This is a genomic window from Enterococcus ureasiticus (assembly GCF_001730285.1).
GTDB lineage: Bacteria > Bacillota > Bacilli > Lactobacillales > Enterococcaceae > Enterococcus_L > Enterococcus_L ureasiticus.
The window spans coordinates 223,870-242,102 of sequence record NZ_MIJZ01000016.1 but is presented as its reverse complement, the minus strand read 5'-3'; the positions used below and the strand labels follow the sequence as shown (position 1 = coordinate 242,102).

Here is an 18,233-nt window from a genome sequence, read left to right as displayed (position 1 = left end):
GGAAATTCTAATGTACAATATAGGTTATATAGACTTATCTGGAACTAACTCGGATCAGTACATAAAAGTTTTGTCTAAAGAGTGTAAGTTGACACGTTATGACACATCTGTCTTTGAAGAATGTCCTGTAGACATAGATGGCTTTCTAATATTAGATGGAGCTGGCGAATCATTTTTTCAAATTAGTGATTTTATTTTAAAAATCAGAAAACAATCCAAAACATTTATTTGGATTGTCTCACAACGACTAGATAACATTGCAAAAGTTGTATTTTTAAAAATGGGAGCAGATGATAATTTTTGTAAAGAACAAACACTTGAAGAATTCTACTTGAAAATATTGAATTCATTAAAAAGAAAGCAAGGAACACTAGAGAAACATAAATTTGAAATGAATAGAATTTCTACAAAAATTGAAAACAAATATGAACGAATACATCTTGATGATAGCAATCTATCCTTGACGCTCAATGGTCAAGATGTTGAATTAACGAATATTGAATTTAAAGTAATGGCTATCTTGATAAAAAAACGAGGACAAACAGTGACGTATGAAGAGTTATATAAAGCAGTATGGGGACAGAGTTATTCTGGTATTAATTACAAAATTGCCAATATAATTTTTCATATTAGAGAAAAAATAGAAAAAGCTGGATTGGACATAATTTTTATAAAAACAATCCGCTCAAAAGGATATATACTGATGTAATAATCCTTTTTATTTTGATGGATAAAGAATAAGAAGTGTCAAATTTTAAAAGGGAGTTAGAAAAAAGTGAAGAGATTTCAATATATATCTAGACTTCTTCTGATAGTTATACTATTCAGTCAGATGATATTTTCACCGCAAGTAGTTCAGGCTGTAAATAGGGTCGTTTTTGACGAAAAACTTGAAATGGATAACGAAAAAACTAGTGCTGCGACAACGATAAAAAAAGAAATTTTTGAAGAACCCTTTAGTCAAAAAGACAATAGTGAAGCTATCAATGATGAAGTAAAAACCAATCAAGAATACGGAGTAGAAATAAATGGTCCCACAAGCTTATCATTAAGCTCGAATGGTACATATGAGATAATGGTAAAATCTATGGCAACGCCTCAAAATACTCTGGATGATGTTATATTAAATATTTATATACCCGAAGGATATGAATATGATGAAGTTGCTCAGAATAATTATATCAAGGAAAGTAATTATGATTCAGAACAAAAACGTTTAACGATTAAATTGATGAACATGGCCCAGGCAGCTGTTAATTTTAGTTTCACGGTCACACATGTGGATGATTCGGCTAAGTATCCAAATATAGAAAAAATATTTTCTGTCCAAGGAAATAGTACTCCTTTGGGTAGTACTCCCTCAGATGAGACGGTTACAAAAATCGTAGGGGAGATTGACTATAAAGTGAATAAAACATATAGCGTACCACCAGCTAGTAGTAATCGAAATGTTACTTACGCTTTCAATATCGTCCCAGAGGTGGATTCTTTAAATCAATTCGTTACAAAATCTCAAACAATTACTGATAAACTTCCTATCGGTGTAGAAATAGTTAGCACAAATGATTCATCTGGTAGCTGGGAAGTATTTGGGGATAGTTCTACAGGTATCGAAGCTATATGGACCCGAAATGCTGATTATGGACCGAACTCAAGCTTGTTAAGCAATCAGCCTTCTATTACTGTGAATTATCCTAAAGAAAAATTTCCAGATTACACGAAACCACCTATTAATACTGCGGAGTTATCATTAACAGATAAGAATGATCAAGACTATGATGGCAAACCAGGGAATAGTCAAAGTTTAGGATTTTTACCTACTACTGGAAGTACTCTTGGTATAGAAAAAAAAGCTTCAGATGGTAGTGGCAGTTCACCTTGGTACTCGGGAACATGGTCGAGAAAATTTGGGATATCAGGTAGTTATGGTTCTAATACGTTAAATAAAATAAGAGAATTGACAATTACCGATTCTGCCTATGAACACGATAATCAAGAATTTTGGAATCATGTAAACCTATACCTTTTGAACGTTAACTTTAATTCGGTGTTACAGGTAGAGGATGTACCATATGTTGTTGAATATCAAACATCTGAAAATGATACGTGGCATGTTGGAGCATCAGGAACTACAGCGAAAAATACTCAATTTATGTTTACAACCATGGGAAGTATACATTGGCAAAATGCGGCTCATAAAATATATTTACCCAAAGATATACTGGTTGCAGGATTGCGTGTAAAAGTGGGAGATAAAAATGAAGAGGCAAAAATTTCCCCTACAAGTCAAATAGACATAGATACTTTTTTAATTCCAATCTATAAAGATTTTAAAACTAAAATAGGCGATGGAGAAAAAGAGTATCAAAACACTGGAGTTATCTCTGGCGTTGATGAGGATGGAAATGATATTGAAGCCGCAACAAGTGTTTTTGCAAAAAAAATTAAGGACAGCGTCCCAATTACTACAACTGTTAAAGCACCGAATAGCTTTAAACCGGGAGATTCAATACAATATACCGCTTATATAAATAATTTAAGTCCAACTGACAGTTATAAAGAAGGACGTATGAAAGTTGTCTTGCCTACAGGGATGTTTTTGGATACTACAAAAACAATTGATCGAGTTTCAGCGTATTTACCAGAGCCATATCTTGATATAGTAGTACCAGAAATTGGTGAAGGAGTGAACGTAACGACTGATTTCATAGGTGGTCAGAATGAAGCGGAACCATTAAAACAAGTTGTGTGCTTCAATTTTAATACGGCACTTCCTTTGACTAGAGGAGCTGGGATAGCCTCAGATAGATGGGCAGAAGGATTTGGATACAATATTCCGGTTACCGTAACGAATAGCGCATATAATGCAAATAAAAATGGAGCGAAAGTGGAGTCATGGGCATACATTGAAGACCCTTTATATAATCAAGTTCCAAATGCTAATTTTAGAACATATATTACTGATGATATTCATGATTTTGATGTAAAAAGAGATGAAATAGCCTATAGTTCAGCGAATTCTCAAGTGCAATCAAGTGGTGGATTGTTACTTACAAAATTGAGTAAAGCAGATTCAGATTTAGACTATCAGATAGATAGTCAGCTTGAAGTTGGAGAAAATGGTAGTTGGAATTTGTTGATGGAAAATACATTAGCGGGAACTGTGACAGACTTAAAATTGTTTGATAAGCTTCCTCAAACAGAATTTGAGACAAAATTAGAAGGACCGATCACGTCAAGTAACCCTGATGCTGAGATAGAATATTCTAGGAATGCAAGCGACTATGATACTGGTGACTGGACAACGAATTGGAAAGAGGCAACAGCCTTTAGGGTGTCTCTTAACAAATTAGAAATCGATGATTCTATCAATATTATAGTACCGACAAAACTCCCTTCCAATGCTAAGGTCAATCAAAAAATAAAGAACAGTTTTTCTACTAGCTTAAATTTCAACAATAAACATCTTTCTTTTGTATCAAATGAGGCGAGTATGGTTGTCAAAGAACCTTCTGGTAAGATTCTATTAGAAAAAATAGACAAAGATACTCAAGATGCTTTACAAGGTGCTGTTTTTGAACTTCAAAATAAAGAGGGTGAAATAATACAAAGCAACTTAATAACTAACGAATCTGGAGAGTTAATAGTCAGTGGCCTTGCTCCTGGGGAGTATCAGTTTATAGAACAAAAAGCACCTGTTGGTTATGAGTTGGATCAAACGCCATTATATTTTACAATTGAAAAAGGACAAACAACTGTGTCGAAAATTTCTGCGATAAACAAGAGAATCAAAGGGAGTATTTTACTACAAAAAGTAGATGAAGATACTAATCAGCCACTGTCAGGAGCAGTTTTTGAATTACAGGACGAAAATCATAAAGTAATACTAAAGAATATGATTACTGATCAGACGGGGAGATTTGCGATCAATGATTTATCTTCTGGTATCTATTATATTGTAGAAACTAGTGCTCCTAAAGGGTATCAGCTAAATAATGAACCAATTAAGTTTGAGGTAAATGATAAAACCGAATCAGAACAGATCATTACAATAACGAACAAAGTAAAAGATCATGTCTTGAGAGTAATAAAAAAAGATAAGCAGGATGATACAGTTCTTAGCGGAGCGGTCTTTAACTTATATGATAGTCAAGGAATACCCGTTCAAAAAAACTTGAAAACGGATAAAAACGGTGTATTTATTCTAGAAAACTTGAAGGAAGGACAATATCAATTGAAAGAAATTACTTCTCCTAAAGGCTATCAAATCGCTACAAAACCAATTGATTTTACTATGAGAGAAGATAATAGAACTGGCAGCATAAATGTTTACAATAGTCGTTTGGTGGGTGAGGACACCATCTCCAAAAAATCTATAAATTCAACTTATTTGCCAGTAACAGGAGAACGAAAGACCTTTTGGTTAATTTTTTTCGGAGCGACAATAATTTTAATAGCAGTAATAGTAATGAGTGCCAAGAATAGAAAGAAAAATAGTATGTAAGTCAATTTCCTATGTTTGAAAAAATTGATAATCAAGAAACGTACTACTCGAAATTCTTCCTAAGTCATGTAGTTAATATGATAGTTAGCTTTTTTATTTTGAAATGTCGTCATAACGGTATGATTTATCGTTTGGCGGAATAAGCTTCACTACTATAATCTGAAAACAAATTAGAAAACCTGACAGACAGTTGTCAGGTTTTTTTCTGTACAATAGAAACAAGTCGTTAGAAACATCGGACATTTTCAAGTATACTTATAAACATACTTAAAAATAATGAAAGATTACCTAAAGATAAATAGCACGTGCATACAAGAAAAAATGAGGTGAACAAATGATTAATTTTCAAAACGTATCAAAAAAATACAACGACCAATTAGTATTAGAAGACTTCGATGTCTCAATTGAAGACGGTGAATTTTTTGTATTAGTCGGCCCAAGTGGTAGTGGGAAAACTACAACCTTAAAAATGATCAATCGCTTGATTGAACCAACAGATGGCGATATCTATTTTAATGATCAAAGGCTGATTGATTATAATCTAAAAGAATTACGCTTAACGATCGGCTATGTTCTCCAACAAATCGCCCTTTTTCCAAATCTGACAGTTGCTGAAAATATCGAATTGATTCCAGAAATGAAACACTGGAGCAAAGCTAAACGACGTGAAAGAACTGAAGAATTACTAAGAAAAGTTAGCTTATCACCTAAAGAATATCTTCACCGAAAACCAGCTGAATTATCCGGTGGTGAACAACAGCGTATTGGAATTTTACGTGCGATTGCAGCTAAACCAGACATCATTTTAATGGATGAACCGTTTAGTGCGCTAGATCCAATCTCTAAAGGTCAATTGCAACTATTAATCAAGGAGCTGCATAAGGAGTTAGCTAGCACAGTTGTTTTCGTAACCCATGATATGAATGAAGCTTTACTTTTGGGCGATCGAATTTGTGTGATGAAAGAGGGGAAAATCGTTCAAACAGATACACCAGAAGCAATCAAAAGCCACCCAGCTAATGAATTTGTGGCACAGTTTTTCCAACATGAACACGCCAACTTGGAAAATTATTGTGCGGAAGACTTATTAGCATCTGGGTTTATAGAAGATGGACAAGTAGATAGTGAAACAACCGTGAATTTAGGTACAGATCTACCAACGGTGATTCGCTTACTGGTAGATGGAAAAACGGTTGTACTAGTTGATGAGAAAGGGCCTATCGGTGAAATCACAGATCGAACGATTTTACGCTTCTTAGAGACGAAGATAGAAAAAGGTGATCAATAATATGGGAAAACTGATCGAAACATTCGTTGCTCGTAAAGAAGACTTTATCCAAGCAGTCGTCGAGCATATCCAACTATCGTTACTGTCACTATTGATTGCGATTCTTATAGCGATTCCATTAGCGATTTTACTGACGAATTATAAAAAAGTCGCTGAGTTTGTCCTGCAAATTACGGGTATTTTTCAAACGATTCCTTCATTGGCTTTACTTGGTTTATTGATTCCGGTTATCGGTATCGGAAGTCCACCAGCAATTGTTGCGTTAGTGATTTATGCCCTATTTCCGATTTTGCAAAATACCTATACAGGTCTGACAGAAATCGATCCTTCCTTAGAAGAAGCGGCCGAAGCCTTTGGGATGAATAAACGAGAAAAACTAATCAAATTCGAACTGCAACTAGCCTTACCATATATCATTTCAGGGATTCGTACAGCGACAGTTATGATCATCGGAACGGCAACGCTTGCGGCACTGATCGGTGCAGGAGGTCTCGGAACATTCATCTTACTAGGAATCGACCGAAATAATGTCTACCTGATCTTGATCGGCGCAATTTCTTCCGCTGTCTTGGCGGTCTTGTTTAACTTTGGGATTCATTTATTAGAGAAAGCCACAGTGAAACGCATCGTAGCAGCATTTATGGTCTTACTTGCTTTATTAGTGGGTTCATTTGTCTATACCCATCAAGAAGCAGAGCAAAAAGAAATCACAGTAGCAGGAAAATTAGGTGCAGAGCCAGATATCTTGATTAACATGTATAAAGAATTGATTGAAGCAAACAGCGATATCCACGTAAACCTAAAATCAAACTTTGGGAAAACCAGTTTCCTATTTAATGCACTAAAATCTGGTGAAATCGATGTCTATCCAGAATTTACTGGAACCGTTCTTGAAACCTTTTTGAAGGACAATAAGAACACTTCTAATGATCCAAGAGAAGTATACGAATATGCACGAGATCAAATCAAAAAACAAGAAAATATGGATTATCTAGAACCAATGCGTTATGAAAATACCTATGCTGTCGCAGTTAAACGATCATTCGCAGAAGAAAATGGGCTGAAAACAATCGAAGATTTGAAAAAAGTTGAAAGTCAGCTAAAAGCTGGTTTTACCCTAGAATTTATCGATCGTGAGGACGGCTATAAAGGGTTACAAAAATTATATAACTTGAATTTCGATGTGAAGTCGATGGAGCCATCATTACGTTATCAAGCAATCAATAATGGGGATGTCAACGTGGTGGATGCTTATTCGACTGATAGTGAATTGAAACAGTATGATTTGGTGATTTTAAAAGACAATAAGCGACTATTTCCACCATATCAAGGTGCGCCATTGCTGAAAGCTGAGACACTTGAGAAATATCCAGAATTAAAAGAACTATTGCAGCCTTTGGTTGGTAAGATCACGGAAGAAGAAATGAGTGAGATGAATTACCAAGTGAATGTGGAGCAAAAAGATCCGGCGACCGTTGCGCATGATTATTTGGTGGAGCATGGGATGTTGGAAAAATAATGGTTGATAGATGAAAAGGCACAACATAAGAGAGCTATCTATCTCTTATGTTGTGTTTTTTATACTTTATAAGGTATAATAAAAAAGAAAGCAATCGCACTTAAGTGCGATTGCAAAAAAAGCCAGTGCTGATAACACTGACTCTTTAGTTGATTTCTGACTAAAGCTCGATAAGACGAATTGCCACTATCTTACTTTAGCTGAGCAGATAGTGGTCTTTTTTTGTCTAGCATCACGAACTAACCCTATCGACAAATAGATAAAGTCACACAAAGATAAAAAACATCTTTGCAGGACTTTCCTAATTTGCTTAAGGGTTAAGCGAGTTCATTCTGCTTTTCTGTATCAAAAATCAAAGTGATAAAAAGTTTAATCCCTTCGACAATATAGTAAGCCACAAGCCTGCCGACTATTTTCGAAGCGATATCTTTTAACAAATCCTTCAAGGACCGCTTTTCCAATGCATTAAAGCAGGACAAAAGCGATAAAGACATATCTTTATGGCATCAACTCCTTTTTCAGAGCTTCAGCCGTTATTCAACTAGTTATAGTATAACAAAAATTGTATCGATAGTGTATTAAATATTTTACAAAATGGTAACGAGCAAACAGTCAGCCGTGAAGAATGTTTATTTGATTTAATGCTACGTATTCTGGTAGATAGCATTCTTTCTTACTATACGCATTATTGACCTAGGCAACTTGATTTATCAGTTCGTGCTGATTGTTTTTGGCTTCAAAATACTAAGTGACCGCTTAATATCTTGAGGTGTCGGCTGTTTCCTCGTTACTATCGTGGCTGCAAGGATCTGTCATAAAAAAGGCTTGCTCCGTCAAAAGTTAGCACAAAATCAACAGATCATTACAGCAGGTAACGCATGGTGAGAGAAGTCAGATTTGCGGTAACTTCCTCGAAAACGATTGTTTAAATCTAAAAAAAGCGTTGCGCAACCGTAAAATAGAACGAAAAAAAAACGGTTCCGGACACCTGCCGAAACCGCGCTAAGTACAATTAAGAAGCATCGAACTGTTGTATTAAACTCAGAACATCAGAAAAAACACTAGTAATTTCATGAAATATTGAGTAAAATAAAAACAGTCAATGAAAATTGACTAAGGGCAACTTGTACATTCAGGTGAACTCTGATTGTATAAGGCTCTGTGGGATGACGACCAATCTTCCTGCAGAGTGCCTTTTTATTTTGTCTAGCTGAACGACATTCGTTTGGCTAGATTTTTTTTCGTTCTATCTCATTCCATTTTAATTTAAGTGGAGTGGAGAGTCAATGGGGGAATGTAAAATTTTGTAAAAGATAATTTAATATATATATATGACTTTGTGTGTATATTTGGTATAATGATTTTGGCAGTGTTTTACTAAATGAGTAATAAGGAGATAGTTATTAATGTATTATTTGGTTAAAGTAGAACATCGTGAAGATGCTAAATTAATGAAGATCGTAGATGAATTATCAGACGTTGAATTTATGCATGTATTAAGTATTTTTGATGTTAATCATTCATTTAAGCAAATTAGGCAGATGTACGAAATAACTGAAGAAATAAACACGGATTTATTAGATTTTCTTCATTTTGAAAACCTTAATAAGTGTTTAACAGATTACTCGGAATCTGCTTTTAAGGTTATGAAAACTGCCAATAAATTAATTCTGAATTATTGTACAGCAATAAAATTATTGATTGAAAAGATTGAATACTTTACTAGAGATAATATTGAGCGGTTGGAAAAGTTTAAAACTATTTTTTCTAGTATGTATGATAATGAGTTATCATATAGATTCTTAATGAGATTAAGAAACTATATAATACATAATGCAATGCCTTTTTCTACTTTTACAATTGGTAAAAAGAAAACTAATGTGTTGCTCAATAAAAATGAACTACTAAAATGGGGAAAGTGGAATAAAGTAAAAGAAGATATAGAAAAAATGGATGAGGGAATAAATTTATATCCAATCATAGAAGAGATGAGAAGTCTGATGTATACCGTTTATATCAATGTTTTAGATACGTATGCAGATGATTTGTTTGAAGCCTATACTAAGCATGAACGATTATTAGAAAAATATAAAGCAGATGATTTACTGTTTTCAAGTGAACCATTTCAGAAAAATATAGATTTAAAAAATCTAATCGTCTTACCTATAAGCTCGCTAAAAGACTCTATAAAAGAGTTAGAAAAAGTTCCTAATATATGTATTACTTATAAGTAATACATATATAGTTTGATATTAAGGGGGATAAATTTTGGAATTGATCAATTATGATATTTTATCTATACAAAAAACTAAATTTAAGAATTGTAATATTGAAGAAGAGTTTTTTTCAAGCTTAAAAAAAGATTATCCTACTTTTGAAAATTGGTTTATATCTAAACAAGATGAACCTGTCTATGTTCATAAAGATGAGTGTGGAAACATTCAGGGTTTTTTATATTTGAAAGAGGAAATTGAGACAGAAAATTATAGTCAAATGGTTTCACCGTTACTCCCTAAAAAGAGGTTAAAAATAGGAACTTTTAAGATTAGTGAGAACGGTTATTATATGGGAGAAAGATTTTTTAAAGTGATTTTTGAAAATGCGATAAAAAATAATTTGTTAGAAATCTATGTAACGATTTTTTCTCATCATAAATTGCTAATTGATTACTTTAAAAAATTTGGATTTAAACAAATAACAACACTAACAAAGACAGGAGAGCTAGTGTTTGTTAGAGATTTGGAAGTTTATGAAGATAATGATTATCAAGGATATCCTATTTTGGATAAGAGTGAAAAGAATAATTATATCTTGCCTATTAGACCAGAATATCATACTCGTTTACTGCCAGATGCAATTTTAAAAACAGAAGATAATTCTGCTTATACAAGTAATAACAAAGCTGGTAATGCACTAAAAAAAGTTTATTTTGGTAAAAATCTATGGTCACACCATCCCAGATGTGGAGATATTATATTTTTTTACAGAACAAAGGATCCTAATAATACCAGTCCTGCACATTACCAATCAGTCATTACTTCAATTGGCGTGGTATCTAGATATGGAATGACCAATCAATTGAATAATACGGAGTTGAATAGATTACTTAACAAATGTGTACTTGAAAAGCAAGTAATTCAAGATATCAAAAGTTCCTACAGTACATATAGATTTGTTGAATTTGTATACTTTGGTAAGTTAGATTCCCGTGCAATTAATTTGGCATATATGAGGAGTTTAGGAGTTCAAGCACCAAGAGGACTTGATCTAGTTTCTAATTCTTTTGCAGATATAGTGATTGAGGAATCTGGATTTTCAGAGGGAATTATTATAGAATAGAGCATATTGTAGAGGAGAGTGTTGAAATGTGTACTATTTTACTATCAATCCATCCAGAATTTGTTGAGAAAATTATGAATGGGGAAAAGAAATTTGAGTTTAGAAAAGTTATAACAAAAAAGAAGCCTAATAAAATAATTATTTATTCAACTTCTCCTATATGTAAAATAATAGGTGAAGCTGAAGTAGAAGATATACTTGTGGATGATCCAGAATTAGTGTGGAATGAAACGAAAAACTTTTCGGGAGTTAATAAAGAGTTTTATATAGAATATTTTAATGATAAGGAAATTGCTGTAGCTTACAAATTAAAAAATGTAGTAAAGTATGAAGAGCCAATAATGTTGAAAGATTATGGGGTCAAATCTGCTCCTCAATCTTTTGTATATGTGTGATATTATGATTTACAGTGCGAAAAAAATATTTGTCTGCGGTATACACGGCGTGGGGAAAACTAGTTTTATTAAGAACTCAGATTCGTTACAAGCTTATACTAAATATACCTGTAGCGAGTTAATTAAGAATTATAGTGGGCAAGAGTTTAAATTCAAAAAAATAGATAATTTAAGTAATAATCAAGATATTTTATTAGATGCAGTGAATTATTATGTTAATGAAGAAATGGTTCTTTTAGATGGGCACGTTGTTCTTTTTAATAAAGAGAAGAAAATTGAAATTATAGATATTTCAATTTTTAAATGCTTAAGTATCGAGTACATAATTTTCTTACAAGCAGATCCTAAAATCATATTTGAGCGGCTTGTAAAAAGAGATGGAGGTACTTGGTTAACCCTAGATTTAATTGAAGAAGCACAAAATATTGAACGTGAAAAGGTAATCGAGTATTCAAAGTCTCTGAAAATCAATTGTGATATATATACATGGGATCAATTGGAGTCCGTGTTTAACAGGAAAGTATTCAGTTTTAATCTTTAAATAATTTGATTTGAAAATGAGAAACCTTTTAGAATGATATCAATAGGGTGCTGTGCTATCAGGAAACAGGGAGCAACCAATTTCAAGGGTACGCTCTATCCAAAACGAAATTGGAAAACAGGGGAAATAAAAAATGCTTCTTTTAGAAAAGATAATATTTAGGCGATTATTTAAAAAATGAGCTAGGAATTAAAATGTAGGAAATTAAAGTATATTAGAGTATATTTTTATTGCAAAAATACACACAGAGCATCAAGCCTGTTAAAGGAAAAACAGACTTGACGCTCTTTCATTTTTTACAGTCCCATCAAAACAGATAAAAGAACCCCCGTTAAACCCAAACCATCAAGTTGTCTGCCCCTGAATTAATTTTACAGGCAACAGATAATGTTTCTCCAATTTTTTTTCAGGATTTTGTATCCTCTGCAATAAAAGATCAACTAAAATATCCGCATAATCAGCCATTGGTTGAGCGATCGTCGATAATTGGGGAAAATAGTTCTGAACAAATTTTGTCCCATCATAGCCAATGATCTTCAGCTGTTCAGGAACATTTATCTGTAATTGCTGACATTGATTATAGGCAAGAATAGCAGTTAGATCATCTGTACAAAATAAACTATCAATATCTTCCGTCTCTAAAATATGCTTGATCTCTAAGTTTTTTAGCGTTGTTGAGCGAGCCGTCGTTTGAATATGAAAAATTTTAGGGGCTAAGTCATGTTCTTCTAAAAAGTTTAAATACCCGTTTAAACGAAAATTTGTTGGGGAGTTCGATTCGTGTGAACCTGTCAGGATCGCGATTTTTCTGGCTCCTCTAACATATAAGGTCTCAGTCGCTAAATACCCGCCTTGGAAATTATCACTGCCGATAATCGGAATAGTATTGCCTAAAAAGCGGTCAAAAGAAACAATCGGAAGTTCAACATCCTCATATTCTGTGATCCCTAAGTTGTGGGCACCAGCAATAATGCCGTCAACTTTATTTGCTGCAAGCATATTTATATAATGACGTTCTTTTTCCTTATTATTGGCACTATCACACAAAATAACCCGATACCCCAAATCAAAAAGTTTTTGTTCGATTCTTTCCACCAACTCCCCAAAAAAGGGATTCGCAACAGTTGGGAAAATAAGCCCGATTAATTGTGTGTTTTTTCCTTGTAGTGAACGAGCTAAAGAGTTTGGTTGGTAATTAAGCTCTTTCATCGCACGATTTACCTTATCAATTGTTTTTTTGCTTAATGAGCCGTAATTATTAATAACACGGGAAACAGTCGTAGGGGAGACACCAGCTTTTTTTGCTACATCTGTTAGTTTGACGACCATACAATTCCATCCTTTATTGGTTAGTTTTCCGCAGTTGCCAAAATTGTCCTTGATAATCTCCGTCACATGTTAAATGAAATCCTGTGTGACCTGTTCCTGGGAATGCTCGCATGGTTGCTACTTTTTCACCATCGTTGATGAAAAGTTCAACAACGGAAGAATCGACAAATATTTGTAAATTCAATGGTTTTTGTTCGATAGAAAATGATCGTACAACGCCATAATCTTCTCCAAAAGGAACACCAGCATGACTGCGGTCTATTGTCATTTTACCACGTTGGGAATCAAAATGAATCGTTAATCCTTGATTCTGTTCTTTATCTGCATATAAGGTAAGGGTTCCAGTGGATAGAGAATCAAATGATAGGGCTAATTCATAATGATTTGTTGCAGTCTCATGATAAGAATCTTTGCTGTTATCAAAATGTATTCCTTCGTCTATACGTAGTTGTTTCATCTCTGCAACAGGACGTTGATATAATTTTTTATCCTCTACAATCAATTCCTTCACGATGCTCAAACAATGTGCCCATTCTTCTTGGTCAGTGGGATAATCAATTTCCGGCAATCCGATCCAGCTGATCGATAATAAGCGCTCGTCGGGTGCTTTAAATGCTTGTGTAGCGTAAACATCAAAGCCTTCATCTAAGTTTTTCAAGCTAGAAGGGTTTGTTAAGCGGTTTGATTCAGACTGATAAGAATCGCCAATGACATACATATTTGGGTAGATATTTTGGTAAGGGCAAACGTCAGGGTCTAACCCTTGCGGACAAAAAATAAGTAGAGCGAATTCGTCCGTTAAAAGTAAATTTGGGCATTCGATCATAAATCCCATGTCCTGATCAGTAAACCCTAATTCACCGATACAATGCCAAGAAAGTAAGTCAGAACTTTGATAGGTTAGAATTTTGCCTTTTTCTGCTTCATCTTGCGCTCCAATCGTCATTAGATAGCCAGATTTATAACGAAAGACTTGAGGGTCTCTGAATTCAGACGTATAACCAGCTGGAGGTGCAGCAACCAGCGGCTCTTCGACTTTTTTAATGCTACCTGATTGATCCATCCAGGCACCTAATTGATACGAATGACGAGTCCAATCATCATCACGAACGTTACCCGTATAAGCAAGAAATAACTGATCAGACATCGGCAGAGCAGTTCCTGAATAAACGCCATGGCTGTCGTATAAGCTATCTGGGAATACTTTTGTTCCCTCTTCTTTCCAATCAATCAAATTATCAGAGGTCATGTGATACCAAGATTTTATACCGTGAACGGGGCCCATCGGATAAGACTGATAAAAAACATGCCACTGATTATTGAAAAATGAAAAACCGTTTGGGTCGTTTAATAAACCTGTAGCAGGTTGAATATGATAGCCTAAACGCCAGGTTGACGCATCTATTTTTTGTTTTAGTGAGGAAAGGTGCTCGGGCCCCCATTCTTGATAGGGCTGATAACGTTCTTCTCTAGACCAAACTTTTTTTTCGGACATATATATTCTCCTCGTAAGCGTATTCTCACATATAGTGTAACTATTTAGTGTTTGAATGTCAAACGTATAACAATTAATTAGTTTGTTAATATAAGTATTTTTTTGTTTCATTCGTTAAAATTGATAAACGTTTGACAATTAATCAGAATCGTGGCATACTTTGTATGTGAAAAAGCGATTACATTTTTGAAACACAATACAGTTTCTTCTATTATTTTAGTAGCGCTTAAATGACAATTAGGGGGAAAGAAGATGGATTACAAAAAAGTAGCAAAGGAAATCAATGAAGCACTTGGAAAAGACAATATTCAGGCTGCCGCACACTGCGCAACTCGTCTAAGGCTTGTTCTAAAGGATTCAAGTAAAGTGGATCAGAAAGCTTTAGATAATAATGATGCTGTGAAAGGAACGTTTGAAGCTAACGACCAATTCCAAATTATCATAGGTGCTGGCGATGTAAATAATGTATACGATGAACTTATAAAAATCACCAATGTGAAAGAAGCGTCTACTGCTGACTTAAAAGCAGTCGCATCGAATGGTAAAAAAAATAATCCTATTATGGCATTTATTAAGGTATTATCTGATATTTTTGTTCCGATTGTCCCGGCATTAGTCGCCGGTGGATTATTAATGGCATTAAACAATGTCTTGACTGCTCAGGATTTATTTGGTCCTCAATCAGTCGTAGAACTATTTCCGAATGTAAAAGACTTTGCGAGTATCATCAATTTACTGGCGTCCGCCCCGTTTGCATTCCTACCGATCTTAGTCGGTTTTTCTGCTACTAAGCGCTTTGGTGGAAATCCTTATTTGGGAGCTGCGATGGCAATGGCGATGGTTATGCCAGATTTAGTTAATGGCTATGGTGTAGCAAATGCAATCGCAGATGGAAGTATGCCCTATTGGCATATTTTTGGAATGGATGTTGCGCAAGCAGGCTATCAAGGTTCTGTGTTACCAGTATTAGCGGTTTCGTGGATTTTAGCATCTTTAGAAAAATTTTTCCACAAACGTATTCCCAACGCGTTTGATTTTACATTTACACCAATGCTAGCCATTATTATTACTGGTTTTTTAACATTTATCGTTGTGGGTCCGATGATGAGAATTGTATCAGACGGTCTGACGAATGGACTTGTTTGGTTGTATGATACAACAGGAGCACTCGGCTTAGGTGTCTTCGGTCTATTTTACTCACCGATTGTCATCACAGGATTGCATCAAAGTTTCCCAGCCATTGAAACGACACTATTAGCAGACGTAGCACGAACTGGCGGATCATTTATTTTTCCAGTCGCTTCTATGGCCAATGTAGGGCAAGGGGCAGCAACGCTTGCCATCATGTTATTAACGAAAAATAAAAAACAAAAAAGCTTAGCAACGTCAGCAAGTATTTCTGCTATGTTAGGCATTACTGAACCAGCCATTTTCGGGGTCAATTTAAAACTTAAATTTCCATTTATTTGTGGCATGATTGCCTCAGCTGTGGCTTGTCTATTTATCGGCGCTTTCCATGTGCTTTCAGTAGCGATGGGACCAGCAAGTGTGATCGGATTTATTTCAATCGCACCAAAATCAATTTCCTATTTCATGATCGGTATCGTTATCAGTATCTGTGTAGGATTCGTGACAACGTATGCATACGGAAAACGTCATATGGAGGTTTTTATAGGTGATGATGGAACAGCTGGAGAAGTTGCCGTTGAAATCAATGAAGATCCTGAAGCAAGTGTAGCGGCTGTTCAAGATGAGGTATTAGCATCGCCCGTAAGTGGTACTCCTATTTCACTAAAAAAAGTAAATGATCCTGTATTTGCACAAGAAATGATGGGAAAAGGGATTGCAGTGATTCCGGAAGAAGGCACTATTTATGCACCTGCTGATGGAGAATTAACCGTTGTTTATGATTCAAAACATGCGTATGGACTTAGAACAACGAATGGTGCAGAGGTATTGATTCATATCGGAATCGACACAGTTGGATTAAAAGGCGAAGGCTTTGAAACCACTAGAAAATACGGTGAATTAGTAAAAAAAGGAGATATTTTAGGGATAGTTGATTTAGAGAATCTTAAACAAGCTGGTTTAGATAGCACCGTAATGATGATTATTACAAATACGGATGCCTATGCTGCTGTCGAAGCGATTAATCTACCGAAAGTGGATGGAGGCCAAGATCTATTGGCGTTAAGTGCGCATTATGAAAACTAATTGGTGGAAGAAAGCCACGATCTATCAAATTTATCCACGCAGTTTTCAAGATACAAACGCTGATGGCATTGGGGACATAAAAGGGATTATCCAGCGTTTAGATTATCTGGCATTACTAGGAATAGAGGCGATTTGGCTCAGCCCTGTTTACCAATCGCCCAATGAAGATAATGGCTACGATATCAGTGATTACGAAGCGATTGGTTCAGAGTATGGCACCATGGAAGATATGGATAAGTTAATCGCTGAAGCACAGAAAAGAAACATCAAGATTATTATGGATCTGGTCGTGAATCATACGTCATCAGAACATCCGTGGTTTCAGTCCGCACTGCAAAATCCTGCAAGTGAGTATCATGATTTTTATATTTGGAGAAAAGGAAACGAAAGCGAAAAACCCAATGAACTTCAATCAAATTTTGGTGGTTCTGCGTGGACTTTTGTCCCGACGCTCGGGGAATATTATTTTCATTTACATGCGAAAGAACAGCCTGATTTGAATTGGGAAAATCCTGTGATGCGTCAAGAAATTTATCGTATGATGAATTATTGGATTGAAAAAGGTGTTGGCGGTTTTCGTTTAGACGTTATTGATTTGATAGGAAAAGAACCAGATCAGTTGATTACTAAAAACGGACCAAAGCTTCATGAACTTTTACAAGAAATGAATCGAAATACATTTGGAGACTATGACTTAGTTACAGTCGGTGAAACATGGGGCGCAACGCCAGAAATCGCTCAGCTTTATTCTGATGAGAGCCGAGAAGAGTTATCAATGGTTTTTCAATTTGAACACATCAATTTAGATAAGCAAACAGGCAAAAGAAAATGGGATATCAAAAAATTAGATCCTAAAGAATTGCATCAAGTGTTTTCTAAATGGCAAACGGAGTTAGCTGGAAAAGGGTGGAACTCGCTGTTCTGGAATAATCATGATTTACCTCGGATTATCTCTCGTTGGGGCGATGATCAGAAGTATCGCGTGATTAGTGGGAAAATGCTAGCCATCTACCTTTATTTTCTTCAAGGAACACCTTATATTTATCAAGGAGAAGAAATCGGCATGATCAATTATCCGATTAAAACGATTGATGAAGTTGATGATATAGAAAGTCGCAGAATGTATGATGAACGTATCAATTCTGGTTATACGGAAGAAGTGATTATAGCATCAATCAATGCAAAAGGACGGGATAATGCACGTCACCCGATGCAGTGGGATAATTCTGAACAAGCAGGTTTCACAAAAGGGCTTCCTTGGCTTCCAGTAGGGAATTCAAATGAAATCAATGTGGAAGCAGCGTTAAATGATCCAAACTCTTTATTTTATACGTATCAAAAACTGATTCAGCTTCGTAAAGAAATGCCGATTATTATAGAAGGAATATTTGAAAGCATTCCGACTGCGGATGCAACAGTTTTAGCTTATATTCGCGAGTATCAAAGTGAAAGGGTACTCGTTGTCGTCAATTTCTCTGATCAACCAGCACATTTTGCGCTAGGAAGAACACGAGTACTAAAAGAAACGATCATCCATAACTATGAAAAAGAGATTACAGACGAGTTGCTAGCTTATGAAGCGTATGCAGTATCTCTAAAATAAGCAAGA

12 protein-coding genes are annotated in these 18,233 nt (G+C 35.1%); 10 read left to right on the top strand and 2 right to left on the bottom strand.

Features of this window, described 5'->3' with window-relative positions:
- Positions 1–10 precede the first annotated feature (10 nt).
- From BCR21_RS15340 to BCR21_RS15305, 8 genes are all read left to right on the top strand, one after another.
- Positions 11–709, top strand: a complete 699-nt coding sequence (locus BCR21_RS15340; RefSeq protein WP_069647331.1) for a winged helix-turn-helix transcriptional regulator — start codon at positions 11–13, stop codon at positions 707–709.
- Between the two features lie 186 nt (positions 710–895).
- Positions 896–4,504 (top strand): LPXTG cell wall anchor domain-containing protein, encoded by a 3,609-nt coding sequence (locus BCR21_RS15335; RefSeq protein WP_069647330.1) that lies wholly within the window; start codon positions 896–898, stop codon positions 4,502–4,504.
- Positions 4,505–4,838: 334 nt separating this feature from the next.
- Positions 4,839–5,792, top strand: coding sequence for an ABC transporter ATP-binding protein (locus BCR21_RS15330; protein ID WP_069647329.1), 954 nt, complete (start codon positions 4,839–4,841; stop codon positions 5,790–5,792).
- Between the two features lies 1 nt (position 5,793).
- The gene (locus BCR21_RS15325) at positions 5,794–7,311 is read left to right on the top strand and encodes an ABC transporter permease/substrate-binding protein (protein ID WP_069647328.1); all 1,518 of its coding nucleotides are present in this window, start codon (positions 5,794–5,796) and stop codon (positions 7,309–7,311) included.
- 1,406 nt (positions 7,312–8,717) lie between these two features.
- Positions 8,718–9,545, top strand: a complete 828-nt coding sequence (locus tag BCR21_RS15320) for a hypothetical protein (RefSeq protein WP_069647327.1) — start codon at positions 8,718–8,720, stop codon at positions 9,543–9,545.
- Positions 9,546–9,579: 34 nt separating this feature from the next.
- On the top strand, positions 9,580–10,650 hold the full coding sequence (locus BCR21_RS15315; protein WP_069647326.1) for a hypothetical protein: 1,071 nt from the start codon (positions 9,580–9,582) through the stop codon (positions 10,648–10,650).
- A 26-nt stretch (positions 10,651–10,676) separates the two neighbouring features.
- On the top strand, positions 10,677–11,045 hold the full coding sequence (locus BCR21_RS15310; protein ID WP_069647325.1) for an ASCH domain-containing protein: 369 nt from the start codon (positions 10,677–10,679) through the stop codon (positions 11,043–11,045).
- A 4-nt stretch (positions 11,046–11,049) separates the two neighbouring features.
- Positions 11,050–11,586, top strand: coding sequence for an AAA family ATPase (locus BCR21_RS15305; RefSeq protein ID WP_069647424.1), 537 nt, complete (start codon positions 11,050–11,052; stop codon positions 11,584–11,586).
- A 345-nt stretch (positions 11,587–11,931) separates the two neighbouring features.
- On the opposite strand, the gene BCR21_RS15300 is transcribed toward BCR21_RS15305, so the two are convergent.
- Positions 11,932–12,915 carry a LacI family DNA-binding transcriptional regulator gene (locus BCR21_RS15300; RefSeq protein ID WP_069647324.1) on the bottom strand — a complete coding sequence of 328 codons (984 nt, stop codon included), beginning with the start codon at positions 12,913–12,915 and terminating at the stop codon, positions 11,932–11,934.
- Between the two features lie 13 nt (positions 12,916–12,928).
- The gene (locus tag BCR21_RS15295) at positions 12,929–14,410 is read right to left on the bottom strand and encodes a sucrose-6-phosphate hydrolase (RefSeq protein ID WP_069647323.1); all 1,482 of its coding nucleotides are present in this window, start codon (positions 14,408–14,410) and stop codon (positions 12,929–12,931) included.
- Between the two features lie 252 nt (positions 14,411–14,662).
- Between BCR21_RS15295 and BCR21_RS15290 the strand changes: the two genes are divergently transcribed.
- Together BCR21_RS15290 and BCR21_RS15285 are read left to right on the top strand one after the other, a co-directional pair.
- Positions 14,663–16,624 carry a sucrose-specific PTS transporter subunit IIBC gene (locus tag BCR21_RS15290; protein WP_069647322.1) on the top strand — a complete coding sequence of 654 codons (1,962 nt, stop codon included), beginning with the start codon at positions 14,663–14,665 and terminating at the stop codon, positions 16,622–16,624.
- Positions 16,614–18,227, top strand: a complete 1,614-nt coding sequence (locus BCR21_RS15285; protein WP_069647321.1) for a glycoside hydrolase family 13 protein — start codon at positions 16,614–16,616, stop codon at positions 18,225–18,227. The genes BCR21_RS15290 and BCR21_RS15285 overlap by 11 nt, the downstream gene beginning before the upstream one ends.
- Positions 18,228–18,233: the final 6 nt, after the last annotated feature.